We start from the raw sequence: 26,068 nt of genomic DNA, 5'->3' as shown, positions 1-26,068 counted from the left end.
AGGCTTTTCGCGCCGTCACGCGTCTAAAGCGGCAGGACCAGCGGCAATAACCGTGCAGTATTGCGGGCATCTTCCAGCGCGCGATGTTGTTGGCCGTTGAACTGCATGCCCGCCAGTTGCAACGCGCCGTTGAGCCCCAGCGGTCGTTCCAGGCGCCGGGCCTTGGCGAAGCGCTGTTTGAGGTTCATGTGCGGGACTTTGCTCAGGCCGCTGTCGATGTTCAGGCGCTGCCACTCCTGGAGCAACTGCTGGCGATCGTAGCCGCCCCAACTGGCCCAGCCTTCAAGGCGAGCCTGATGCTGCGCCAGCCAGCGCTCAAAGGCTGGCCAGACGTCGCTCAGCGGTTGCGCCGAATCGATATTGGCCTGGCTGATGTGCGTCAGCTCCCGACAGAACGGCGTCAGCAATGGCCGGCGGGTCGGTTTGACGAAGCGCTGGAAGTGATCCTGCTCGCGCCCGGCGCGGTCGACCAGGGTCGCACCGATCTCGATTATTTCCATCTCCGTGACCGGCCAGCCACCCTCGTCTGTGGTGGCTTCCAGATCTATGACCAGCCAATGGGGCATCGCAGGGTTCCTGATTTCCGCGTTCTGATTTATCAGAGCGTAGTCAAACCCCGCGCTTGTGCCTGGGCGACTACTCGACCTGCAACAGAACCTGACGATTTTTTACCTGATCGCCGACCTTCACTTGCACCCGTTTGAGCACGCCATCGATGCCGGCCTTCAGCGGATGCTCCATTTTCATTGCCTCCAGCACCACCAGCAATTGACCCTTGCTGACCGTACTGCCTTCGCTGACCAGCACGTCGACAATGGCGCCGTCCATCGGCGCTTTGAGGGTGCCGGAAGCCACGCTGGTCTGACTGTCGATCGGCGCATGAGTTCGATCCTCCAGGCGCAGGCTGCCTGGATGGGTGAACAGCCATAGCTGCCGATCGTGCAGACGATAGGCGTGGCGTTGGCGCAGGCCGTCGATTTCCATGGTTACCGATTGCGCGGTGTGCTTGATGATTTTCAACTCCAGCGTGCGTTCGCCCAGTTGCACGACACATTCGCCGGATTTGCGCGCCAGCACCGACAGCGTCCAGTCCTGCTCGTCACTGCCGAGTCGATAGTGCAGCGGCACGCTGGCGTTGTTGCGCCAGCCGTTCAGCGGGGCGCGATGGGGCAGGGCGCTGGCCTGATAGAACAACACCACAGCAATCGCCAGTTGCTCCGTCGTCGGCACATAAGTGTTGAGGCTGGCATGGCTGGAAAAATGGTGCTGGATGAAAGCGGTGCTGAAATCGCCGCTGATGAACTGCGGATGTTGCAACAGGCCCTCGAGCAAACGTTGATTGCTTTGCACACCGAGCAGCACGGTGTCCTGCACCGCACGCAACAGCTTGCGCCGCGCCTCTTCGCGGGTTGCACCGTGGGCGATCAGTTTGCCCAGCATCGGGTCGTAGAACGGGCTGACCGACTGGCCTTCAAGCAGACCGTGATCGATCCGTGCACCGTGGCCCGACGCCGGTTGCCATGCGGCAATTCGGCCGGTTTGCGGGAGAAAATCCGCAGCGGGATCTTCAGCGTAGAGGCGCACTTCCATGGCGTGACCGTCGAGACGGATCTGCTCCTGGGTCAGCGGCAGCGGCTGGCCCTCGGCAACCAGCAACTGCCACGCGACCAGATCGAGGCCGGTGATCAATTCCGTCACTGGATGTTCGACCTGCAGACGGGTGTTCATTTCCAGAAAGTAGAATTGCCCGCGCGCGTCGAGCAGGAACTCCACGGTGCCGGCGCCGACGTAATCCACCGCGCGCCCGGCCTTGAGTGCTGCTTCGCCCATGGCCTGGCGCAGCTCGGCGGTCATCACCGGGCACGGCGCTTCTTCGATGACTTTCTGATGGCGGCGCTGGATCGAGCAATCGCGTTCGCCGAGATAGACCAGATGCCCGTGCTGGTCGCCGAACAGTTGCACTTCGACGTGGCGCGGGTCGATCAAGGCCTGCTCGAGAATCAACTCGTCGCTACCGAAACCGTTCATTGCTTCGGACCGCGCGGTACGCAGTTGCGCCGCCAGTTCGCTGGCCTCGTGCACCAGACGCATGCCGCGTCCGCCGCCACCGGCGCTGGCCTTGATCATCAGCGGATAACCGATCCGCGCGGCTTCGGCCAATAGGGTCGCGTCGTCCTGCGCTGCGCCTTGATAGCCGGCAATGCATGGAACCCCGGCCTCAAGCATGGCAATTTTCGACAGGCGTTTGCTGCCCATCAGTTCGATGGCTTTGACGCTGGGGCCGATGAAAATCAGCCCGGCTTCGGCGCAGGCGCGGGCGAAATCGGCGTTTTCCGAGAGGAAGCCGTAGCCGGGGTGAATTGCATCGGCGCCGCTGCGGCGGGCGGCGTCGATGATCGCCGCAATGTTGAGGTAGGACTGCTGCACCGGCGCCGGGCCGATATGTACGGCTTGGTCGGCCATTTGCACGTGTAGCGCATCGGCGTCGGCGTCGCTGAACACGGCGACGGTGCGATAGCCCAGCGCCTGGGCCGTGCGCTGGATGCGGCAGGCGATTTCACCGCGGTTGGCGATCAGGATTTTGTGGAGGGTAGGCATGGTGGGGTTCCTGAAATGATAGCGGTGAATGGGATGGCCTCTTCGCGAGCAGGCTCGCTCCCACATTTGGAACGCATTTCAACCGCGAATTCGGGCGCTCCTGAGTTTTGGGCGGCGAAGGTGCGGGCCTCTTCGCGAGCAGGCTCGCTCCCACATTTGGAGCGCATTTCAACTGCGAACTCGGGGGCTCCTGAGTTTTGGGCGGCGAAGGTGCGGGCCTCTTCGCGAGCAGGCTCGCTCCCACATTTGGAATGCATTTCGACCTGTGGGAGCGAGCCTGCTCGCGAAGCTTTTAGCTGACCCACCGAGGGTTACGTTTCTGCATAAATGCCATGGTCCCCTCGATTCCCTCGTCTCCGGTCACCGCCGCGCTGAACCACTGCGCCGCCTCATCGAGCAATGCACTCGACGGCTGTCCGGCACTCGCCAGCAACAATTTTTTCGTCATCGCATTCGCTTCCGGCGCGCAGCGCAGTACCTGTTGCAACACCTCGTCCAGCCGTTCTGCCAGCGCCTGGGCATCTTGTTCGACGAAATGTACCAAGCCCAGACGCTGTGCCTCAGCGCCATCGAAACGCGCCGCCGTCAGCGCCAGTCGGCGGGTTTCGGTCAAGCCGATCCGTTGCACCACAAACGGTGCGATTTGCGCTGGGATCAGGCCGAGGCTGGTTTCCGGCAAGCCGAACTGCGCCTTGTGATCGCTGATCGCAATATCGCTGACGCAAGCCAGGCCGAAGCCGCCGCCGAGCACGGCGCCTTGCAGCACAGTGATCAGCACTTGCGGCGCATGTTGGGCTTGTTCCAGCAGCGCGCCAAACGCCCGGTTCAACTCGCGGTAAGCGTCCGCGCCCTGAGCCCGGGCACTGGCCATGTCCTTGATGTCGCCACCGGCGCAAAAATGCCCGCCGGCACCGCTGAGCACCAAGGCCCGCACTGTGCGGTCATCACGCACCGCCGCCAGCACCGCGCGCAGTTCGGCGACCATTTGCAGGCTCATCGCGTTGCGGCTGTCCGGGCGGTTGAGGGTGATGTGCAGCACGCCACCATGCAGCTCCAGCAACAGCGCCTGGCAATCGGGCAGGTTGCTCATTTCTTTTTCCCCGGCAGGATGCCCATCAGTTTGCAGATGATCCCCAGCATGATTTCGTCGGCGCCGCCGCCAATCGATACCAGACGCACATCGCGATAAGCACGGGCCACCGGGTTGTCCCACATGAAGCCCATGCCGCCCCAATATTGCAGGCAGCTGTCGCTGACTTCACGGCCGAGGCGTCCGGCCTTTAGCTTGGCCATCGACGCCAGGCGCGTTACGTCCTGACCTTTGATGTATTGCTCGGTGGCCTGATAGACCAGGGCGCGCAGGCATTCGATTTCGGTCTGCAATTCGGCGAGGCGGAAGTGGATCACCTGGTTGTCGATCAGCGCGTTGCCGAAGGTCTTGCGCTCCTTGCAGTACTCGATGGTGCTGTCGATGCAATATTCCAGGCCCTTGATCATGTTCGCCGCGCCGAACAGGCGTTCTTCCTGGAACTGCAGCATCTGCATCATGAACCCGGCGCCTTCATGGCCGATGCGATTGCGCTGCGGCACGCGCACGTTGTCGAAGAACACCTGCGCGGTTTCCGAGCTGCGCATGCCGAGCTTGTCCAGGTGCGAACTGAGGCTGATCCCCGGGGTGTTCATCGGCACCATGATCAGCGACTTGTTGATGTGCGGCTTGTCGTCCGAGGTGTTGGCCAGCAGGCAGATGAAATCGGCGCTCGGCGAGTTGGTGATCCACATCTTGCTGCCGTTGATCACGTAGTCATCGCCGTCCTTGCGTGCCGTGGTTTTCAGCCCGGCGACATCGGAGCCGGCGCCGACTTCGGAAACGCCGATGCAACCAACCTGTTCGCCGGTGATGGCCGGGCGGAGGAACTCTTCGCGCAGTTCATCGGAGCCGAAGCGGGCGAGGGCGGGTGTGCACATATCGGTCTGCACGCCGATCGACATCGGAATCCCGCCGCAATGAATGGTGCCGCACTCTTCGGCGGCGACGATCGAATAGCTGTAGTCGAGGCCCATGCCGCCGAATTTTTCCGGCTTGGAAATGCCCAGCAGGCCCAAGTCGCCGGCCTTGCGGAAAATTTCGTGGATGGGAAAGCGCCCGGCCTTTTCCCACTCTTCGACGTGCGGGTTGATCTCGTGCGTGACGAACTGGCGGACGGTGCGGCGCAGGGCTTCGTGTTCCGGGGTGAAGATCATTGTTGTTGTTCTCCGTAGGATCCGTGGCGGTCAGAAGCGGCTGACGCCGAAGCTGTTGGGTTGCAGCGTGCGCCTGTCGGCTTCGTGGCAAATATCCAGCAAGTAGCCAAGCAGGGTGCGGGTGTCGCGCGGGTCGATCAGGCCGTCGTCCCACAGGTTGGCGCTGCCGTACAGTGCGGTGGACTGGCTGTCGAGTTTCTGCGCTGTCATCTGTTCGAGCATGTCGAGCATTTTCGGATCGGGCTCGATGCCGTCCTTGAGCTGTTTGGCTTCGGTAACGATGCGCAAGACCTTGCCGGCCTGTGCGCCGCCCATCACTGCCGTGCGGCTGTTAGGCCAGGCGAAGATGAAGCGCGGATCGAGCCCGCGCCCGCACATGGCGTAGTTGCCGGCGCCGTAGGAACCGCCGACGACGATGGTCAGTTTAGGCACCCGTGCGTTGGCCACCGCTTGAATCAGTTTCGAGCCGTGCTTGATCACCCCTTGCTGTTCCGATTCGGTGCCGACCATGAAACCCGTGGTGTTGTGGAAAAACAGCAGCGGCGTCTGGCTCTGGTCGCACAACTGGATGAACTGCGCCGCCTTGCTCGCACCTTGCGGGGTGATCGGGCCGTTGTTGCCGATGAAGCCGCAGGCGCGGCCCTGGATTTTCAGTTGGCCGCAAAGGGTTTGCTGATCGAACTCGCCTTTGAATTCGAGAAAGTCCGACTCGTCAGCAATCCGCGCGATGATTTCGCGCACGTCGTAGGGCTTTTTTGCATCGTCCGGGATCAGCCCGAGCAGTTCGTCGATGGGGTAGTGCGGTTCTTTGAATTGCGGCTCCGGCAGCCACGGCAACTGCTCGTTCCATGGCAGCATGCGCATGATGTCGCGGACCTGGCGTATGCCGTCAGCGTCGTTTTCAGCGAGATATTCGGCAGTGCCGGCGACTTGCGCGTGCATTTCGGCGCCACCGAGTTCTTCATCGCTGGCCACTTCGCCGGTCGCCGCTTTGAGCAACGGTGGGCCGGCGAGAAACAGCTTGGCCTTGCCGCGCACCACCACCACGTAATCCGACAACCCCGGTTGATAGGCGCCGCCTGCGGTGGCCGAGCCGTGCACCACGGTGATCTGCGGTAAACCCATCGCTGACATGCGCGCCTGATTGGCGAAACTGCGCGCACCTTCGACAAAAATCTCCGCCGCGTAGTTGAGATTGGCACCGCCGCTTTCGGCGAGGGTGATCATCGGCAGTTTGTTTTCCCGAGCAATCTGTTGCAGGCGCAGGGATTTTTTCAGGCCGCTCGGCGAGATCGTGCCACCCTTGATCGCGCTGTTGTTGGCGACCACCATCGCGCGGATGCCGCAGACATAACCGATGCCGGCAATCAGCCCGCCACCGGCCGAACTGCCGTCCTTGTCGTCGTGCAACTTGTAGCCGGCGAGGCTGGCCAGTTCGAGAAACGGCGCGCCGGGGTCGAGCAACAGGTTCAAGCGCTCGCGGGGCAACAGTTGCCCGCGTTTGCTGAATTTTTCTTTGGCTTCGGCGGCCTTGTTCAACAGGTTCTGTTCAAGCTGCTGCACCTGCTCGATGGCGGCGAGCATGGCCGCGCGGTTGCGCGCGAACGCTTCGCTGTGCGGATCGAGTTGCGACTGAATCTGCGCCATGGCTTATTCCTTGTCCTTGAGCACGTCGGGACGCAACACTTCTGGTAAATACGCGCGGTGGAAACCATTGAATGATTCGCTGTGGCTGGCCTTGTGCAGCGGCCAGGCGCGACTGCCGAGGCTGGCGGCGCCGTCGATTTTCACTGTGGTGCCGCTGATGAATGCCGCCGCCGGGCTGAGCAGAAACACGATCGCCGCACTGACTTCCGATTCGGTGCCGATACGCTTGAGCGGCACATGCTCGCGCAGGGTCGGAATCACCGCTTTGAATGCGCCTTCGTAAGTGTCCATGCCGCTGGACGCAATCCAGCCCGGCGCCACCGCGTTGACCCGGACCCCGGCGTAACCCCACTCGAACGCGGCGGTCTTGGTGAAATTGTCCATGCCCGAACGCGCTGCCCCCGAGTGGCCCATGCCGGGCATGCCGCCCCACATGTCAGCGAGCATGTTGACGATGCTGCCGCCATGTTTGCTCATCGACTGGTTGAACACTTCGCGGGCCATCAGAAATCCGCCGACCAGATTGGTCCGCAGCACCGTTTCAAAGCCCTTCTGATTGATCGAAGCCAAGGGCGACGGGTATTGGCCGCCGGCGTTGTTGACCAGGCCGTGGATCGGCCCGTGTTCGGCGATCAGCTCTTTGACCAGTTGCTTGACCGCTTCTTCATCGCGGATATCGCAGGCCTTCCAGTGCGCGCGGCCACCGTCCTCGGTGATTTCGGCGGCGACTTTTTCCAGCTTTTCCGGCTTGCGCCCGACCAGCAGCACATTGGCGCCGAGGGCCGCCAGTTCATGGGCGGTGCAGCGACCGATGCCGCTGCCGCCACCGGTGACAATCAGGTTCTGGCCGCTGAACAGATCGGCGCGGAAAATCGACGCGTAAGCCATGCACACCATCCTCTAGTCGAGCTGTTCGGCGATGCTCTGCGGCACCGGGATCTGGATTTCCAATAGTTGCTGGGCGAAGGCTTTGCCTTGCGGGTCGATGCGCAGACTGGCGACACCGCCACCGCCGAGGGCGTTTTCCAAAAAAAAGTTGAGGCTGTGGGTGCCGGGCAGATACCAGCGTTCGACACGCCCGAGAAGCGGATCGAGGACGTGACGCATCCAGTCGACCACCACCGAAGGGGTCAGCGCTTCGGCGATCCACGGCAGGTAATCGGGATGGCGCGGCATCACGCCGATATTGCTGTGGTTGCCCTTGTCACCGGAGCGCGCCACCGCCAGTTTCACCAGCGGCACACTGGCATCGGCGCGGCCCTGGGGTCTGGGTGGCTGATGGGCGATCGGCAAATTTGCACTGTCCAGAGCCACCGGGTCGGGCAGGGCGCACGGATGGCGCTCACCCGCGATGTCGACTTGCAGGGTGCAGGCGCTTTTATCGATGAGGAAAGAGAACAGACGGATGAGGGGGTATACGGTCGGACGACCGCCGACGATGCCGGTCAAACCCGGCGCCATGCCGGTCGCGGCCTGGGCGATCTCTTTGGAAAACAGCACCAGCGCGCGTTTGTCAGGATGGCGCACGGCGATTTTGATCACCACTTCACGGCTGTCGCGGCGCTGGCCGTGGGGGCCGTAGGTGGCTTCGCTGCCGAGCAGTTCGACATGGGTTTCGCTGTACGGCGCCCAGCCGCGCAGGCTGAACATCTCGGCGGTCTTGTCGATGATTGCCTGACTGACCCGCCGCGCCTTGTCTACTGCGTCGATGCCGGCCATCAGGCAACTGGCGGTGCAGCGAAAACCGTCCGGGTACGTGGCGCTGACCTTGTATTTGTCGGTAGGCGGCAGGCCTTTGGCACCGTGCACGTGCACGACGTTTTTGCCTTGTTGCTGAAGTTTGACCTGAGTGAAATCGCAGATCACGTCGGGTAACAGATAGGCCTGCGGATCGCCGATTTCGTAGAGCATCTGCTCGCCGACCGTCAATGGCGTGACCAGTCCGCCGGAGCCTTCGGGTTTGCTGACGAGGAACTGGCTATCGGCGCTGACCTCGACGATCGGAAAACCGATGTGCTCGTAATCCGGTACCTCGCGCCAGTCGGTGAAATTACCGCCCGTGCACTGCGCGCCGCATTCGATGATGTGCCCGGCCAGCGCGGCCTGGGCGAGTTTGTCGTAGTCATGCCACGACCAGCCGAATTCGTGAACCAGCGCCGCACTGACCACGGCGCTGTCGACCACCCGGCCGGTAATGACGATGTCGGCACCCAGGCGCAACGCTTCGACAATCCCCGGCGCGCCGAGGTAGGCGTTGGTCGACACGCACATGCGCGGAAGCGGCGCGCCGCTGAACATTTCGCGGATATCGGCGGGGTTTTTGAGCTGTCCTTGCAAGTCGTCGCCGAGCAACACGGCAATCTTCAGCTGGACCCCAGCCTGGTCGCAGGCCGCTTGCAGGGCCGCCGCGCAAGCCTGCGGATTGACCCCGCCGGCATTGCTGATCACGCGGATCTTCTGTTCGGCCAGGTGCGTCAGCAGCGGCGCCAGCACTTCAACGAAGTCACCCGCGAACCCGGCCTGCGGGTCTTTCAGTCGCGCGCCGGCCATGAGCGACATGGTGATCTCGGCCAGATAATCGAACACCAGATAATCCAGGTTTCCGCTGGTGACAAGCTGGGCGGCAGCGGTGGAGGTGTCGCCCCAAAAAGCACTGGCGCAGCCGATTCGCACGGTGGTTGGCATTTTTATCTCCGACTCAGGGACCTGCGACAGAAGTGCCTGGAGGCTACCAAGCAAGCGCTTGGTTTGTAAACAGGCGAAACATTCTTCTGCCCAAGCGCTTGCTTGGTGCCCGCGCGCGGCTTAAATTGCGCGCAACCCTGCGGTTACAGGGGGCAACACACTGATCGACTGTAGGAGAGAACGGGTGGACGAGCAAAAAGCCCTGCGGGTCATGCGCGAACTGGTCGACCAAGGCCAGTTGACCGACCCGGACAGCGCCCGTGGCAAATTGCTGCAAGTGGCGGCTCACCTGTTTCGCAACAAAGGCTATGAGCGCACCACAGTGCGTGATCTGGCCAGTGCTGTGGGCATTCAGTCGGGAAGCATTTTTCATCACTTCAAAAGCAAGGATGAAATTCTCCGCGCGGTGATGGAGGAAACCATCCGCTACAACACCGCGTTGATGCGCGCAGCCTTGGCCGAGGCGAGCGATGTGCGCGAAAGGGTGCTGGCACTGATTCGTTGCGAGTTGCAGTCGATCATGGGCGGCAGTGGCGAAGCGATGGCCGTGCTGGTATACGAATGGCGCTCATTGTCCGAAGACGGCCAGGCTAAAGTCCTCGCTTTGCGTGATGTTTATGAAGACATCTGGTTGCAGGTTCTGGGCGAGGCCAAGGACGCGGGCTTTATTCGCGGTGACGTTTTTATTACCCGACGTTTCCTTACCGGCGCACTGTCCTGGACCACCACCTGGTTCCGTGCCGGCGGCAGTTTGAGCCTCGATCAACTCGCCGATGAAGCGTTGATTCTGGTCCTCGAAGCGCGTTGAACGGTTGTCGGACCGGCCGGGAAACTGGCTAAGTCGGCGAAACCGCCTAGCTTGAATGCATTGATCGCTATTTTTTTCGGGGAGTGGGGTGTTTTGAAGTCTTCGCCAATTCGGACAGCCGCCGGGCTGCTGCTCGCTGCGCTGGCTGCGTTATGGGTATTGCCCGCTCAGTCAGCGCAATTGGTCCGGGTCGGCGCCGCGCATTTCCCGCCTTATACGATTCGCCCGGAAAACGGCGCCGACACCGGCCTGTTGCCGCAATTGGTCGAGGCGCTGAACCGCTCGCAGAGCGACTATCAATTTGTTCTGGTGCCGACGTCGATCCCGCGCCGCTTCGGTGATTTCAAGCAGGGCCGCATCGATATGGCGATCTTCGAGAACCCCGAGTGGGGCTGGAAGGACATTCCCCACGACGACGTCGACATGGGCCTGGAAGACGCCGAGATTTTCGTCGCGCAACGCGAAGACGGCCGCCAGCAAAACTATTTCTCGAGCCTGTCGGGCAAACGTCTGGCGCTGTTCAGCGGTTATCACTACGAATTCGCCGACTTCAACGCCGACCCGAAATATCTCGCGAAAAACTACAACGCGACGCTGACCTATTCCCACGACAGCAACCTGCTGATGGTCCTGCGCGGGCGCGCCGACATTGCCCTGGTCACCCGTTCCTATCTGTTCGATTACCTGCTGCGCAACGAGAAGGTCCGCGATGAGCTGTTGGCGTCGCAGCGTACCGATCAGATCTATCACCATTACGCGATTCTGCGGCCAAGCGCTCCTATCACCGGCGAAGCCTTCGGCAACCTGTTGCAGCGTTTGCGCGACAACGGCGAATTGCTGAGGATTTTCGAGCCCTACAGGATTGCCGTGATGCCGGCGCCTCATCACTGAAGCGCTAATTGCCTCTCGCGCTTAAATTTCCCCTCCCGGCTCACGTCACTTCGTTGAACTGTCGACGATTACGTGAGCCCGACCCATGTCCAATCTGAATGACCTGACTGCCCTGGCGTTGCCCTCGGGCAGTCGATTGATCGCTGATGCTACCGAGAGCCGGCTGAGCCTGAGCCTGGACGGGCAACCGCTGATTCGGCTGCGCCTGGACCGCGAGGCCAATGGCCCGATCCAGCTCGACGAGCGTTTCGCTCTGCCGCCCGGCCACGCCTTGTGGGCAGCCTGTTATTGGCTGTTCGCCCGTGACCCGGCGTGTCAGCAGTTGATCTGGCAACTCGATCAGCCACCGACCGAAGCCTTGCGCAGTGGTTTGCTGATCAACACCGCAGTCGCCGGCGAATATCGCTGCGAGCGCACGCTGTTCTGGCAACTGCCGCAGCCGTGGCTGGGCACGTCACTGACCGGCAGCTATCCGCAGCAAATGGTCATCAGCCAGGGCAAGCGCCATCCGCTGCGACCGGTGAAGCCGCGCGGTGAAGTCTATCGGCGTTTTGATGCACGTCTCGGCGCGTGGATTTCCTTGCGAACGCTGGAAATCGAGGAAGATCTGTCGCGCTTCAATCGCTGGCAGAACAGCCCGCGCGTGGCGAGTTTCTGGCAGGAGGAGGGCAGCCTTGAGCAGCATCGCGAATACCTCGGCAAGCTCGAGGCCGATCCGCACACGCTGACGCTGATTGGCTGTTTCGATGACCAGCCTTTCGCTTACTTCGAAGCCTACTGGGCCAAGGAAGATCGCATCGCGCCGTTCTACGATGCCGGCGATTACGACCGTGGCATTCACATGCTGGTCGGCGAGGAAAGTCATCGCGGCCCGCACAAAGTGGCGAGCTGGTTATCGGCGCTGGTGCATTACCTGTTTCTCGATGATCCACGCACCCAGCGCGTGGTCGCCGAGCCACGTGCCGACAACGCGAAGATGATCGGGCATATGCACAACCAATGCTTTCACTGCGAGAAGGAATTCGATTTTCCGCACAAGCGCGCGGCGCTGATGATTCTGGGGCGGGAGCGGTTTTTTGATCGGTGCCCATTGGCCTGATATCGCATCAAGCAAAAGATCGCAGCCTTCGGCAGCTCCTACAGAGGAATGCATTCTCATGTAGGAGCTGCCGAAGGCTGCGATCTTTTTTGGTCAGACGACGCGGTCTCAGCGACGACCCGCAATCACCGCATCCCGCCGACTGCCCGAGACCTTGCGGCAGTGCACCAAAGCATCACGAATCATGAAGTTGACCAGGGTGGGCGATACGCCCAGTTCCTTGGCGATGTCTTTCTGCGGCACGCCGTGCAGACGGTACATCTCGAAGGCATAGCGGGTGCGGCTGGGCAGCTCGGTCAGCGCATCGGCGATGTGTTCCAGAGTCGAGAAGTTGATGTGCGAAGTTTCCGGCGAAGCGCCCTGAATCACCACGTTCAAGCCTTCCTCTTCCGGGCCTGAGTATTTCTGTTCGAGCGCCTGCTTGCGGTAGTGATCGATGGCGAGGTTGCGCACGATCTGGAACAGGTAGCTCAGCTGAGCCTTGATCGACGACGTGATCGGCGGGGCCGATTGCAGTCGGAAAAACGCATCCTGAACCACGTCTTCGGCACGAGACCTGCAACCGGTAATACGGGCTGCAATCTTGACCAGAATCAGTCGATTGTCGACGAATGCCTGAAGTAGCGGTGAATCGCACCTGCTTGTGGATACTTGTTCCGTCATGGAAATCACCTTGCTGCCAATAGGTTAGTGGGAGGGCCTCGGGGGACGGCGCCGTCCTACACATCGAGCGACAAATTATGTTGAATGATAATGATTGTCAAATGAGAAAGAGAAGTAGTGCTGTAAGTCGATGTGTTTTGCGAACTGCGACACGCCGCCGCACCCTGGCCCCGCTGGACGTCGTGCCTGCCGACTAATTATTTCCCCACTCCATCCGTTCTCATTGGTGAATGGCCCGGGTGCAGATCCCCGGCCTCAGCGCATTCCGATGCCTTGCGCGGTCGGCACAGACCGCGCCCCGCACGCCTCTCGACAGGTGTGACGCAGCCACCCGATTCCACTTGCAAGCCGAATTCAGGCAGGAAACCTCATGACCGACGCGTTCGAACTCCCCAGCACCCTGGTCCAAGCCCTCAAGCGTCGCGCAGTCCTGACGCCGGACCGACTGGCCTTGCGTTTTCTCGCCGAAAACCCGGAGCAGACCGTGGTGCTCAGCTATCGCGAACTGGATCAACGCGCGCGCACCATCGCCGCTGCGTTGCAGGCTCAGGCTGGATTCGGTGAGCGTGCGGTACTGCTGTTTCCCAGCGGCGCGGACTATGTCGCGGCGTTTTTCGGCTGCCTGTATGCCGGTGTGATTGCGGTACCGGCCTATCCGCCGGAATCCGCGCGTCGTCATCATCAGGAGCGATTGCTGTCGATCATCGCCGACGCCGAGCCCAGGCTGTTGCTGACCAGCGCCGATCTGCGCGATGCCTTGCAGCAAATAGACGGCGCGCCGCCGCTGTTGTGCGTAGACACTCTGGACAGCGCACTGGCCGAACAGTGGGTTGAGCCGCCCCTGCCGCCCGAGCACATCGCCTTCCTGCAATACACCTCCGGCTCCACCGCGCTGCCCAAGGGCGTGCAGGTCAGCCATGGCAATCTGGTCGCCAATGAACTGCTGATCCGTCACGGTTTCGGCATCGACATCAACCCGGACGACGTCATCGTCAGTTGGTTGCCGCTGTACCACGACATGGGGCTGATCGGTGGTCTGCTGCAACCGATTTTCAGCGGCGTACCGTGCATTCTGATGTCGCCGGCGTACTTCCTCGGCCGGCCGTTGCGCTGGCTGGAAGCGATTGCCGAATACGGCGGCACCATCAGCGGCGGCCCGGATTTCGCCTACCGTTTGTGCAGTGAGCGGGTCAGCGAGTCGGCCCTTGAGCGCCTCGATCTCAGTCGATGGCGCGTGGCCTATTCTGGCTCCGAGCCGATTCGCCTCGACACCCTTGAACGCTTCGCGGAAAAGTTCGCTGCTTGCGGTTTCAGCGAAAACAGCTTCATGGCTTCGTACGGTCTGGCCGAGGCGACCCTGTTTGTCGCCGGCACGCCGCGCGGCACCGGCATCCCGGCACTGCGCGTGGACGATCAGGCGCTGGCGCAAAACCGCGCCGAGCCGGGCGACGGCAGCGCGATCATGAGCTGCGGCATCAGTCAGCCTGAGCACGCGGTGCTGATTGTCGATCCCAACACGCTCGAGGAACTGACCGACAATGCCGTCGGTGAAGTCTGGGCCGCCGGCCCGAGCATCGCCCACGGTTACTGGCGCAACCCCGAAGCCAGCGCCAAGACCTTCGTGCAGCACGCCGGCCGCACCTGGTTGCGCACCGGCGACCTGGGTTTTATCCGTGACGGCGAACTGTTCGTGACCGGGCGCCTGAAAGACATGCTCATCGTCCGTGGCCATAACCTGTATCCGCAGGACATCGAGCAGACTGTCGAGCGCGAAGTCGAAGTGGTGCGCAAGGGGCGTGTGGCGGCGTTTGCGGTCACTCACAACGGCGAAGAGGGCATCGGCGTCGCTGCGGAAATCAGCCGCAGCGTGCAGAAAATCCTTGCGCCAGATGCGCTGATCAAAGCCATTCGCCAAGCCGTGGCCGAGGCCTGTCAGGAGGCGCCAAGCGTGGTGGTGCTGCTCAATCCGGGCGCGTTGCCGAAAACCTCCAGTGGCAAACTGCAGCGCTCGGCGTGCCGCAATCGTCTGGCTGATGGCAGTCTCGACAGTTACGCGCTGTTCCCTTCGATTACAGCGGCAACGGAAAACGCGACCAGCAGCACTTCGGACCTTGAAGCGTTGATCGGGCAAATCTGGGCCGAGCAACTCAACGTCAAGCAGGTCAGTGGCGACGACCATTTCTTTCTGCTCGGCGGCAACTCGATCGCCGCCACGCAAGTGGTTGCGCGGGTTCGCGAAGCACTCGATGTGGAGCTGAGCCTGCGCCTGCTGTTCGAAGCGCCAACCTTGTCCGCCTTCGCCGCCGCCGTGGCGCAGCAGCAACAGACTGGCGGCAGCGCCCAAGGTGCAATCAGCACGTTGCCGCGCAGTGAGCCGATGCCGCAGTCGCTGGCACAAAATCGTCTGTGGATCACTTGGCAACTCGATCCACAGAGCAGCGCCTACAACATTCCCGGTGGTCTGCGCCTGCGTGGCGAACTCGACGAAGACGCCGTGCGCAAAAGTTTCCAGCAACTGATCGAACGCCATGAATCACTGCGCACACGTTTCTTCGAGCGTGACGGCGTGGCATTGCAGCAAGTGCTCGCTGATGCCGAATTCAACCTGCAACTGATCGACATCAGCGACCTGCCAATGTCCGAGCGTGAAGCCCGTGCCGAGCAGATTCGCGAAGACGAGGCGCGCACCCGGTTCGATCTGGAAAAAGGCCCGTTGCTGGCGGTGACACTGGTGCGTCTCGATGACGAAGAACATCAACTGCTGGTGACCCTGCACCACATCATCGCTGACGGCTGGTCGCTGAATATCCTGCTCGACGAATTCTCGCGTCTCTACGCGGCGGCAACCCAAGGGACGCCGGCGACACTGGCAGCGCTGCCCACGCAATACGCCGATTACGGCAACTGGCAGCGGCAATGGCTGGCGCAAGGCGAGGGCGAGCGGCAACTGGCGTACTGGCAAGCGCAACTGGGCGAAGAACATCCGCCACTGGAACTGGCCACCGATCACCCGCGCTCGGCCAGACACAACCACAGCGCCGCGCGCCACAGCGTGCGCTTGAGTACCGAACTCAGCGAGGCGATCCGCCAGACCGCGCAGGCTCACGAAGCCACGCCGTTCATGCTTCTGCTCGCTGCGTTGCAAAGTTTGCTGCACCGCTACAGTGGTCAGCGCGACATTCGCATCGGCGTGCCCAACGCCAACCGTCCGCGCCTGGAAACCCAAAGCCTGATCGGCTTCTTCATCAATACGCAGGTGTTGCGTGCGCAGATCGATTCACGCCTGACATTTGCCGAGTTGCTGAACCAGACCCGCCAGGCCGCACTCGGCGCCCAGGCCCATCAGGATCTGCCGTTCGAACAACTGCTCGAAGCGTTCCCGCAGGCCCGCGAACAGGGACTGTTCCAGGTCATGTTCAACCATCAGCAGCGCGACCTCAGTGCACTCAAGCGCCTGCCCGGTCTGCTCGCCGAAGAACTGCCGTGGCACAGCCGCGAGGCCAAGTTCGATCTGCAATTGCACAGCGAAGAGGATCGCAACGGTCGTCTGAGCTTGGCGTTCGACTACGCCAGCGAACTGTTCGACGCCGCGACCATCGAGCGCCTGGCCGAGCATTTCCACAATCTGCTCAGCGAGGTCTGCGAACGGCCTCAGCAGGCCATTGGCGATCTGCGCTTGCTGACCGCCAGCGAGCAGAATCAGCAGAAAGACTGGAGCGTCGCTCCGTGCACCCCGGCGCAACAATGGCTGCCGGAACTGCTCGAGCAACAACTGCGCAAAAGCCCGCAACGCACCGCACTGCTGTGGGACGGCGGTACTCTGGATTTCGCCGAGCTGCACGCGCAAGCCAACCGGCTCGCCCATTACCTGCGCGACAAGGGCGTCGGCCCTGACGTGTGCGTGGCCATTGCCGCCGAGCGATCGCCGCAACTGCTGATCGGCCTGCTGGCGATCATCAAGGCTGGCGGCGCCTATGTGCCGCTTGATCCGGATTATCCGGCCGAACGACTTGCATACATGCTCCGCGACAGCGGCGTCGAACTGCTCCTGACCCAGACGCAATTGCTCGAGCGTCTGCCGGCCAGCGATGGCGTCAGCGTGATCGCCATGGATGCGCTGCACCTGGATAAATGGCCGAGCCAGGCACCGGGCCTGCATCTGCAAGGCGACAACCTCGCCTACGTGATTTACACCTCGGGTTCCACCGGGCAACCGAAAGGCGTCGGCAACACTCACGCCGCGCTGGCCGAGCGCCTGCAATGGATGCAGGACACTTACCGCCTCGACGAAACCGACGTGCTGATGCAAAAAGCGCCAATCAGTTTCGACGTCTCGGTGTGGGAATGCTTCTGGCCGCTGATCAGCGGCGCGCGGCTGCTGCTTGCCGCCCCCGGCGAGCACCGCGACCCGCATCGCATCGCGCAACGGGTCCAGCAATACGGCGTGACCACGCTGCACTTCGTCCCGCCGCTGCTGGCGCTGTTCATCGACGAGCCGCTGAGTGCCGAGTGCACCAGCCTGCGCCGGGTGTTTTCCGGCGGTGAAGCCTTGCCCGCCGAGCTGCGCAACCGGGTACTGGCGCAATTGCCAGCGGTGCAATTGCATAACCGTTACGGGCCGACTGAAACCGCAATCAACGTCACTCATTGGCACTGCACAACTGCCGATGGTGAGCGCTCGCCGATTGGCCGGCCGCTGGGCAATGTGGTCTGCCGCATCCTTGATGCCGATCTCAATCCAGTGCCGGCGGGTGTGGCGGGTGAGCTGTGCATCAGCGGTATTGGTCTGGCTCGCGGTTACCTGGGTCGTCCGACGTTGACCGCCGAGCGTTTTGTCGTCGATCCACTGGGCGAGCAGGGTGCCCGTTTGTACCGCACCGGCGACCGTGCGCGCTGGTCCTCGGATGGCGTGATCGAATACCTCGGCCGTCTCGATCAGCAGGTCAAACTGCGTGGCTTTCGCGTCGAACCGGAAGAAATCCAGGCGCGACTGCTGGCGCAAAATGGCGTCGCCCAAGCCGTGGTGCTGGTGCGGGAAACCGCTGCCGGCGCGCAACTGATCGGCTACTTCACGGCGACCGATGCGCAGGAAAATGCCGATGAGCAAATTCTTCGGCTGAAAGCTGCCCTCGCTGCCGAGCTGCCGGAATACATGGTGCCCGCACAATTGCTGCGCCTTGATGCGATGCCGCTGAGCCCCAGCGGCAAACTCGACCGCCGCGCCTTGCCCGAGCCGCAATGGCAGGTGCGTGAACATATCGAGCCGGTCAGCGAACTGGAGCAACAAATCGCCGCGATCTGGCGCGAAGTGCTGGGTCTGAAGCAGGTTGGCCTGCGTGATGATTTCTTCGCCCTCGGCGGTCACTCGCTACTGGCCACGCAAATCATTTCGCGCACACGTCAGGCCTGTGACGTCGAACTGCCGCTGCGCACCTTGTTCGAGCACAGCGAACTGGGCGATTACGCCGAACAGATTCGCCTGATCCAGGTCAGCGGCCGCACCAACCCACAGCTGCCGATCAGCAAAGTCGACCGCAGCCAAGCGGTGCCGTTGTCCTATTCGCAGCAGCGCATGTGGTTCCTCTGGCAGATGGAACCGGAAAGCCCGGCGTACAACGTCGGCGGCATGGCACGCTTGCGCGGCGTGCTGCATGTCGAGCATTTCGAGGCGGCGTTGCAGGCGCTGATCCTGCGCCATGAAACCCTGCGTACTACGTTCCCCAGCGTTGACGGCGTTGCCCGCCAACAGGTGCATGCCGAGACCGGCGTGCGCATGGGCTGGAAGGATTTCTCCAGCCTGCCGGCAGAAGTCCGGGAGCTACAAGTCCAGCAACTGGCCGATGCAGAAGCGCACCAGCCGTTTGATCTGGAAACTGGTCCGTTGCTGCGTGCCTGCCTGGTCAAGACTGCCGAACATGAGCATTACTTCGTCCTGACCCTGCACCACATCGTCACCGAAGGCTGGGCGATGGACATCTTTGCCCGTGAACTCAGCGCGCTGTACGAAGCGTTCGTCGACGAGCGCGAATCACCGCTCGAACCGTTGCCGGTGCAATACCTCGACTACAGCGTATGGCAGCGTAACTGGCTGGAATCCGGCGAGCGTCAGCGTCAGCTCGATTACTGGACCGCGCAACTCGGCCGTGAGCATCCGCTTCTGGAATTGCCCGGCGACCGTCCGCGTCCGCCGGTACAGAGCCATCAGGGCGAGCTGTTCCGTTTCGATCTGAGCGACGATCTCGCCGCGCGGGTGCGGGCATTCAATGCGCAAAACGGTCTGACGTTGTTCATGACCATGACCGCCGCGCTCGCCACGTTGCTCTACCGCTATAGCGGCCAGACCGACCTGCGCATCGGCGCGCCGGTGGCCAACCGCATTCGCCCGGAAAGCGAAGGGCTGATCGGGGCGTTTCTCAACACCCAGGTGCTGCGTTGCCGGCTCGACGGGCAGATGTCGGTCGGCGAACTGTTCGAGCAGGTGCGCCACACCGTGATCGAAGGCCAGTCCCATCAGGATCTGCCGTTCGATCATCTGGTCGAAGCCTTGCAGCCGCCACGCAGCGCGGCTTACAACCCGCTGTTCCAGGTGATGTGCAACGTGCAGCGCTGGGAATTCCAGCAGAGCCGCACGCTCGCTGGGATGACTGTCGAGTACCTGGCCAACGATGCGCGGGCGACCAAGTTCGATCTCAATCTGGAAGTCACCGACCTCGACCATCGCCTCGGCTGCTGCCTGACTTACAGCACCGATCTGTTCGACGAGCCGACCATCGCGCGCATGGCCAGGCACTGGCGCAACCTGCTTGAAGCGTTGATCGCTGATCCGCAGCAACGGCTCAGTGAACTGCCGCTGCTCGACAACACCGAGCAACAGCAGCTGCTCGACAGCCTCGGCATCGAGCCGGGCGAGCATCGTCTCGATCAGTGCATCCATCATCTGTTCGCCGAACAGGCACTGGCGCGCAAAGACGCACCAGCACTGACTTTCGCTGGGCAGACCCTGAGCTACGCCGAGCTCGATGCCCGTGCCAATCGTCTGGCCTGGGCGCTGCGTGAACGCGGGGTCGGCCCGCAAGTGCGGGTCGGTCTGGCGCTGGAGCGTTCGCTGGAAATGGTCATCGGCCTGCTGGCGATTCTCAAGGCGGGCGGCGCCTATGTGCCGCTGGATCCGGAATACCCGCTCGACCGCCTGCATTACATGATCGAAGACAGTCGCGTCGGCCTGCTGCTCAGCGATCGGGCGATGTTCGAAGCCCTCGGTGAGTTGCCGCCAAGCGTGGCGCGCTGGTGTCTGGAAGATGACAGCGCCGGGTTGGCCGACTACCCGGCCAGCGAGTTGCCGTTTATCAGCCTGCCGCAACATCAGGCTTATCTGATTTACACCTCCGGCTCGACCGGCAAACCGAAAGGCGTGGTGGTCTCCCACGGTGAAATCGCCATGCACTGCCAGGCCGTGATCGAACGCTTCGGCATGCGCCCGGACGACTGTGAACTGCATTTCTATTCGATCAACTTCGACGCTGCCACCGAACGTCTACTGGTGCCGCTGCTCAGCGGTGCGCAGGTGGTACTGCGGGCGCAAGGGCAGTGGGACGCGGAAGAAATCTGCGGCTTGATTCGCACGCATCGAATCAACGTCCTCGGTTTCACGCCGAGCTACGGCAGCCAGTTGGCGCAGTTCCTCGCGACCCAAAATGAAGTCCTGCCGGTGCGCATGATCATCACCGGCGGTGAGGCGCTGACCGGCGAGCATCTGCAGCGCATTCGCGCGGCATTCCAACCGGCGCAGTTTTTCAATGCTTACGGCCCGACCGAAACCGTGGTCATGCCGCTCGCCAGTCTGGCGCCGCAGGTGCTGGAAGAGGGCGCCGGCAGTGTGCCAATCGGTAGCGTGATCGGCGCGCGGGTTGCGTACATTCTCGACGCCGATCTGGCCTTGGTGCCGCAAGGTGCGACCGGTGAATTGTTTGTCGGCGGCGCCGGTCTGGCTCAGGCCTATCACGACCGCCCAGGCATCAGCGCCGAGCGTTTCGTCGCTGACCCGTTTGCCGCTGATGGCGGACGCATGTACCGCACCGGCGACCTGGTGCGCCAGCGTGCCGATGGTCTGGTCGAGTATCTGGGCCGGATCGACCATCAAGTAAAAATCCGTGGTTTCCGCATCGAACTGGGCGAAATCGAAACGCGTCTGCTCGATCACCCTTCGATCCGCGAAGCAGTGGTGCTGGCGCTGGATGCGCCGAGTGGCAAGCAGTTGGTGGGTTACCTCGTTACGGAGGTCGCCGGACACGGCGAAGCGCAACAGGCTGAACTGCGCGAAGCGCTCAAGTCGCACCTCAAGGCGCAACTGCCGGATTACATGGTGCCGACTCACCTGCTGCTGCTGGCGAGCATGCCGCTGACCGCCAACGGCAAACTCGACCGCCGCGCCTTGCCGGCGCCGGATCTGGAGCTCAATCGTCAGGACTATGTCGCGCCAAGCAACGAGCTGGAACAGACCCTGGCGCAGATCTGGTGCGATGTGCTTAACGTCAGGCAGGTCGGCCTCAACGACAACTTCTTCGAACTCGGCGGCGACTCGATTCTGTCGATTCAAGTGGTCAGCCGCGCGCGTCAGCAGGGCATTCATTTCAGTCCGCGCGACCTGTTCCAGCACCAGACCGTGCAGACCCTCGCCGCCGTTGCCAGTCGCACCCAGCAAGTGACGGCCGAGCAAGGCCTGGTGGATGGCGAATCGCGCCTGACACCGATTCAGCACTGGTTCTTCGATACGGACATTCCCCAGCGTCAGCACTGGAATCAGGCGCTGTTGCTGGAACCGACTGTGCGCCTCGAGCCGCAACGATTGCAGCAAGCCTTGCTGGCAGTGATCGAACAGCACGATGCGCTGCGTCTGCGTTTCACTGAAACCGATGATGCATGGCAAGCGACGCATCAAGTGCTGTCGAGTGATGATCTGCTCTGGCAGTTCAGCGTCGAGTCGCTGGACCGGTGCGAAGCCCTGTTCGCCGACGCGCAACGCAGTCTGCATCTGCACAACGGCCCGTTGCTGCGCGCAGTGCTGGTCGATGTAGCGGATGTTCAGCAACGCCTGTTCATCGCCATCCACCACTTGGTGGTCGACGGTGTTTCCTGGCGCGTGTTGCTGGATGATCTGCAAACAGCGTATCGCCAGCTCGACGCTGCGCAGCCGCTGAAACTGCCGGCGAAAACCAGCGCCTTCAAGGACTGGGCCGCGCGTTTGCAGGCCTACGCCGGCAGCGAATCGCTGCGTGAGGAATTGAGCTGGTGGCAGGCGCAACTGGCCGGGCCGAGCGCTGATCTGCCTTGCGAAAAGCCGCAGGGCGGCAGGCAGAATCGCCATGCGCAAACCGTCAGCGTGCGCCTCGATTCCGAGCGCACCCGACAGTTGCTGCAACAGGCACCGAGCGCTTACCGCACCCAGGTCAACGACCTGCTGCTGACCGCGCTGGCCCGTGTGCTGTGCCGCTGGAGCGGCCAGCCCTCGGCACTGATTCAACTGGAAGGACACGGTCGCGAAACCCTGTTCGACGAGATCGATCTGACCCGCACCGTCGGTTGGTTCACCAGCGCTTATCCGCTGCGCCTGACTCCGCACAATGTCGAAGAGGCCGCCGGGCAGGGCGCTTCGATCAAGGCGATTAAAGAACAATTGCGCGCCGTGCCGCACAAAGGTCTCGGTTATGGCGTGTTGCGTTATCTGGCCGATGACGGCTGCCGCCAGAGCATGGCCGCGCTGCCACAGGCGCCGATCACCTTTAACTACCTCGGCCAGTTCGACCAGAGCTTCGGCAGCGATGCGCTGTTCCGTCCGCTGGATGAAGCGGTCGGTGCCGCCCACGATCCGCAGGCGCCGTTGCCCAACGAGCTGAGTGTCGACAGTCAGATTTACGGTGGTGAATTGCTGCTGCGCTGGACTTTCAGTGCCGAGCGTTACGAAGCGCAAACCATTAACGATCTGGCCGATGCCTATCTCGGTGAGTTGCAAAGCCTGATCGCCCATTGTCTGCAAGAGGGCGCCGGCGGCCTGACGCCATCGGACTTCCCGCTGGCCAGACTGACTCAGGCGCAACTCGATGCGCTGCCGGTACCGGCCGCGCACATCGAAGATGTCTATCCGCTGACGCCGATGCAGGAAGGCATGCTCCTGCATACCCTGCTGGAACCGGGCACCGGTCTGTACTACATGCAGGATCGTTATCGCATCAACAGCGAGCTCGATCCCGAGCGTTTCGCCCAGGCCTGGCAAGCGGTGGTCGCCCGTCACGAAGCGTTGCGCGCCTCGTTCTGCTGGAACGTTGGCGAAGACATGCTGCAAGTGATTCACACCCCGGGTCGCACGCCGATCGAGTATCTGGACTGGAGCGCCGTCGCCGAACCCGGGCAGGAACCGAAACTGCAAGCGCTGCTGAAAAGCGAGCGCGAGGCCGGCTTCGATCTGCTCAATCAGGCGCCGTTTCACCTGCGCCTGATCAAGGTCGGCGCGGCGCGTTACTGGTTCATGATGAGCAACCACCACATCCTCATCGACGCCTGGTGCCGTTCGCTGCTGATGAACGACTTTTTCGAGATCTATACCGCCCTCGGTGAAGGTCGCGAAGCGCAGTTGAGCGTGCCGCCGCGTTATCGCGATTACATCGGCTGGCTGCAACGCCAGAACCTGGCCGAGGCGCGGCATTGGTGGCGGCATAATCTGCAAGGCTTCGAGCGCACCACGCCGATCCCGAGCGACCGCCCGTTCCTGCGCGAACACGCTGGTGAAAGCGGCGGCATGATCGTCGGCGACCGTTACACCCGCCTCAATGTCGAGGACGGTGCACGGCTGCGGGAACTGGCGCAGGCACATCAACTGACCGTCAACACCTTCGCCCAGGCTGCATGGGCTCTGGTTTTGCGGCGTCTGAGCGGCGATCGCGACGTGCTCTTCGGCGTCACCGTGGCCGGGCGTCCGGTGGAGATGCCGGAAATGCAGCGCACCGTCGGCCTGTTCATCAACAGCATTGCCCTGCGGGTGAAGATGCCTGCGGACGATCAGCGCAGCAGCGTGCGCCAGTGGCTCAGCGCTTTGCTCGACAGCAACATGCAACTGCGCGAGTACGAATATCTGCCGCTGGTGAATATCCAGGAACAGAGCGAATTGCCCAAAGGCCAGCCGCTGTTCGACAGCCTCTTCGTCTTCGAAAACGCCCCGGTGGAAGTCTCGGTGCTGGATCGTGCACAGAGCCTGAATGCGACCTCGGATTCCGGTCGCACCCATACCAACTTCCCGCTGACCGCGGTGTGCTACCCGGGCGATGACCTTGGCTTGCACCTGTCCTATGACCAGCGTTACTTCGACGAATCGACGGTCGAGCGCATGCTCAGTGAGTTCAAGCGCCTGCTGCTGGCGCTGGTCGACGGCTTCCATGGCGACATGGCCGATTTGCCGCTGCTAGGCGACGAAGAACGCGATTTCCTCCTGCACGGTTGCAACCAGAGCGGCCACGACTATCCGCTGGAGCAAAGCTACGTGGCGTTGTTCGAAGCGCAGGTCGCGGCGCATCCGCAGCGCATCGCCGCCAGTTGCCTCGATCAGCATTTGAGCTATGCCGAACTGAATCACAACGCCAACCGCCTCGGCCATGCCCTGGTCGCTGCCGGTGTGCGCATGGATCAACCGGTGGCGCTGCTCGCCGAGCGTAATCTCGACCTGCTCGGCATGATCATCGGCAGCTTCAAGGCCGGCGCTGGTTATCTGCCGCTGGATCCGGGCCTGCCGAGCCAGCGTCTGAGTCGCATCATTGAGCTGAGCCGCACGCCGTTGCTGGTGTGCAGCGCCGCTTGCCGTGAACAGGCGCAGACCTTGCTCGAGGAGTTTGGCTGTTCGAATCGTCCGCGCCTGCTGGTGTGGGAAGAGGTGCAGGCGTCGGCGGCAGCGGCGCACAATCCGGGCATCCACAGTGGCCCGGATAATCTCGCCTATGTGATTTACACCTCGGGTTCGACCGGGCTGCCAAAAGGCGTGATGGTCGAGCAACGCGGCATGCTCAACAACCAGTTGAGCAAACGTCCGTACCTCGACTTGATCGAGGCCGATGTGATTGCGCAGACCGCCTCGCAAAGCTTCGACATTTCCGTCTGGCAGTTCCTCGCCGCACCATTGTTCGGCGCGCGGGTCGACATCGTGCCGAACGCGATTGCCCACGATCCGCAAGGTCTGCTGGCGCATGTGCAGGCGCAGGGCATCACCGTGCTCGAAAGTGTGCCGTCGCTGATTCAGGGCATGCTCGGCTCCGAGCGTCTGAGCCTCGACGGCTTGCGCTGGATGCTGCCGACCGGTGAAGCGATGCCGCCGGAACTGGCGCATCAATGGCTGCTGCGTTACCCGGATATTGGTCTGGTCAATGCTTACGGCCCGGCGGAATGTTCCGACGACGTGGCGTTCTTCTGTGTCGACATGGCCTCGACGCGCGGCAGTTACTTGCCGATCGGCACGCCGACCGACAATAACTTGCTGTACCTGGTCGATGGCGCGCTGGATCTGGTGCCTTTGGGCGCGGTGGGTGAGTTATGTGTTGCCGGCACTGGTGTCGGTCGCGGTTACGTCAGCGATCCGCTGCGCACCGCGCCGGTGTTTGTGCCGAACCCGTTCGGCGCGCCGGGCGAGCGCTTGTACCGCACCGGTGACCTGGCGCGGCGCCGCGCGGACGGCGTGCTGGAATACGTCGGCCGCGTCGATCATCAAGTGAAGATTCGCGGTTACCGCATCGAACTCGGTGAAATCGAAGCGCGCCTGCATGAACAACCGGAAGTGCGTGACGCTGCGGTTGGTGTGCAGGAGGGCGTCAACGGCAAGCATCTGGTCGGTTATCTGGTCGCGGCCGACGCAGCGCTCAACCCGGGCGAACGCCTGGAGCGGATCAAGCAGCGCCTGCGTGCCGAACTCCCCGAATACATGGTGCCGCTGCACTGGCTATGGCTGGAGCAGATGCCGCTCAATGCCAACGGCAAACTCGACCGCAAAGCCTTGCCGGCCTTGGAGATCGGTCAGTTGCAGAGCGAGGATTATCTGGCCCCGCGCAACGAGCTGGAGCAGACCCTGGCTGATATCTGGGCTGAGGTGCTGAAAGTGGAAAAGGTCGGCGTGCGCGACAACTTCTTCGAACTGGGCGGGCATTCGTTGCTGGCTACGCAGATCGCTTCGCGGGTACAGAAAGCCCTGCAACGCAATGTGCCGCTGCGCGCGATGTTCGAATGCAGCACGGTGGAGGAACTGGCCGAGTACATCGATGGGCTGGCGGCCAGCGACATTACAGAGGAGAAGGTTGACCGGTTGAATGATCTGATGGCGGAGCTGGAGGGGCTGTAGTTCTCTAGTGTCTGTACTGGCCCCATCGCGAGCAGGCTCGCTCCCACACAGGATCTGTGGTGTT

12 protein-coding genes are annotated in these 26,068 nt (G+C 62.3%); 4 read left to right on the top strand and 8 right to left on the bottom strand.

The window, feature by feature from the left end; all coding sequences use genetic code 11:
- Positions 1 to 23: 23 nt before the first annotated feature.
- From ACZ9BE_RS15855 to ACZ9BE_RS15825, 7 genes are all read right to left on the bottom strand, one after another.
- On the bottom strand, positions 24 to 566 hold the full coding sequence (locus ACZ9BE_RS15855; protein WP_150637787.1) for a 3'-5' exonuclease: 543 nt from the start codon (positions 564 to 566) through the stop codon (positions 24 to 26).
- Positions 567 to 636: 70 nt separating this feature from the next.
- Positions 637 to 2,598 (bottom strand): acetyl/propionyl/methylcrotonyl-CoA carboxylase subunit alpha, encoded by a 1,962-nt coding sequence (locus ACZ9BE_RS15850; protein WP_476249681.1) that lies wholly within the window; start codon positions 2,596 to 2,598, stop codon positions 637 to 639.
- 292 nt (positions 2,599 to 2,890) lie between these two features.
- The gene (locus ACZ9BE_RS15845; protein ID WP_476249680.1) at positions 2,891 to 3,688 is read right to left on the bottom strand and encodes an enoyl-CoA hydratase/isomerase family protein; all 798 of its coding nucleotides are present in this window, start codon (positions 3,686 to 3,688) and stop codon (positions 2,891 to 2,893) included.
- Positions 3,685 to 4,842: a citronellyl-CoA dehydrogenase gene (atuD, locus tag ACZ9BE_RS15840; RefSeq protein WP_476249679.1), complete on the bottom strand. Its 1,158-nt coding sequence runs from the start codon at positions 4,840 to 4,842 to the stop codon at positions 3,685 to 3,687. The genes ACZ9BE_RS15845 and atuD overlap by 4 nt, the downstream gene beginning before the upstream one ends.
- 30 nt (positions 4,843 to 4,872) lie before the next feature.
- Positions 4,873 to 6,489: a geranyl-CoA carboxylase subunit beta gene (gene atuC, locus ACZ9BE_RS15835; protein WP_476249678.1), complete on the bottom strand. Its 1,617-nt coding sequence runs from the start codon at positions 6,487 to 6,489 to the stop codon at positions 4,873 to 4,875.
- A gap of 3 nt (positions 6,490 to 6,492) precedes the next feature.
- A complete protein-coding gene (locus tag ACZ9BE_RS15830) occupies positions 6,493 to 7,377 on the bottom strand; it encodes an SDR family oxidoreductase (RefSeq protein WP_073472477.1) in 885 nt (294 codons plus the stop codon).
- A 12-nt stretch (positions 7,378 to 7,389) separates the two neighbouring features.
- Positions 7,390 to 9,174, bottom strand: coding sequence for an acyclic terpene utilization AtuA family protein (locus ACZ9BE_RS15825; RefSeq protein ID WP_476249677.1), 1,785 nt, complete (start codon positions 9,172 to 9,174; stop codon positions 7,390 to 7,392).
- Positions 9,175 to 9,358: 184 nt separating this feature from the next.
- On the opposite strand from ACZ9BE_RS15825, the gene ACZ9BE_RS15820 reads away from it, so the two are divergent.
- The 3 genes from ACZ9BE_RS15820 (at position 9,359) to ACZ9BE_RS15810 (ending at position 11,972) form a co-directional block, all read left to right on the top strand.
- Positions 9,359 to 9,982 carry a TetR/AcrR family transcriptional regulator gene (locus tag ACZ9BE_RS15820; RefSeq protein WP_041478455.1) on the top strand — a complete coding sequence of 208 codons (624 nt, stop codon included), beginning with the start codon at positions 9,359 to 9,361 and terminating at the stop codon, positions 9,980 to 9,982.
- Positions 9,983 to 10,075: 93 nt separating this feature from the next.
- On the top strand, positions 10,076 to 10,873 hold the full coding sequence (locus ACZ9BE_RS15815) for a substrate-binding periplasmic protein (protein ID WP_041478456.1): 798 nt from the start codon (positions 10,076 to 10,078) through the stop codon (positions 10,871 to 10,873).
- An 85-nt stretch (positions 10,874 to 10,958) separates the two neighbouring features.
- Positions 10,959 to 11,972, top strand: a complete 1,014-nt coding sequence (locus ACZ9BE_RS15810) for a GNAT family N-acetyltransferase (RefSeq protein WP_476249676.1) — start codon at positions 10,959 to 10,961, stop codon at positions 11,970 to 11,972.
- A gap of 108 nt (positions 11,973 to 12,080) precedes the next feature.
- On the opposite strand, the gene ACZ9BE_RS15805 is transcribed toward ACZ9BE_RS15810, so the two are convergent.
- The gene (locus ACZ9BE_RS15805; protein WP_008088195.1) at positions 12,081 to 12,635 is read right to left on the bottom strand and encodes an RNA polymerase factor sigma-70; all 555 of its coding nucleotides are present in this window, start codon (positions 12,633 to 12,635) and stop codon (positions 12,081 to 12,083) included.
- A gap of 370 nt (positions 12,636 to 13,005) precedes the next feature.
- Here ACZ9BE_RS15805 and ACZ9BE_RS15800 point away from each other — a divergent pair, with 370 nt between their 5' ends.
- A complete protein-coding gene (locus tag ACZ9BE_RS15800) occupies positions 13,006 to 26,004 on the top strand; it encodes a non-ribosomal peptide synthetase (RefSeq protein WP_476249675.1) in 12,999 nt (4,332 codons plus the stop codon).
- The last annotated feature ends 64 nt before the right edge of the window (positions 26,005 to 26,068 follow it).

The organism is Pseudomonas sp. TE9122, assembly GCF_056278925.1.
The sequence above is the reverse complement of the archived record's forward strand: the minus strand, read 5'-3'. Positions and strand labels throughout refer to the sequence as shown.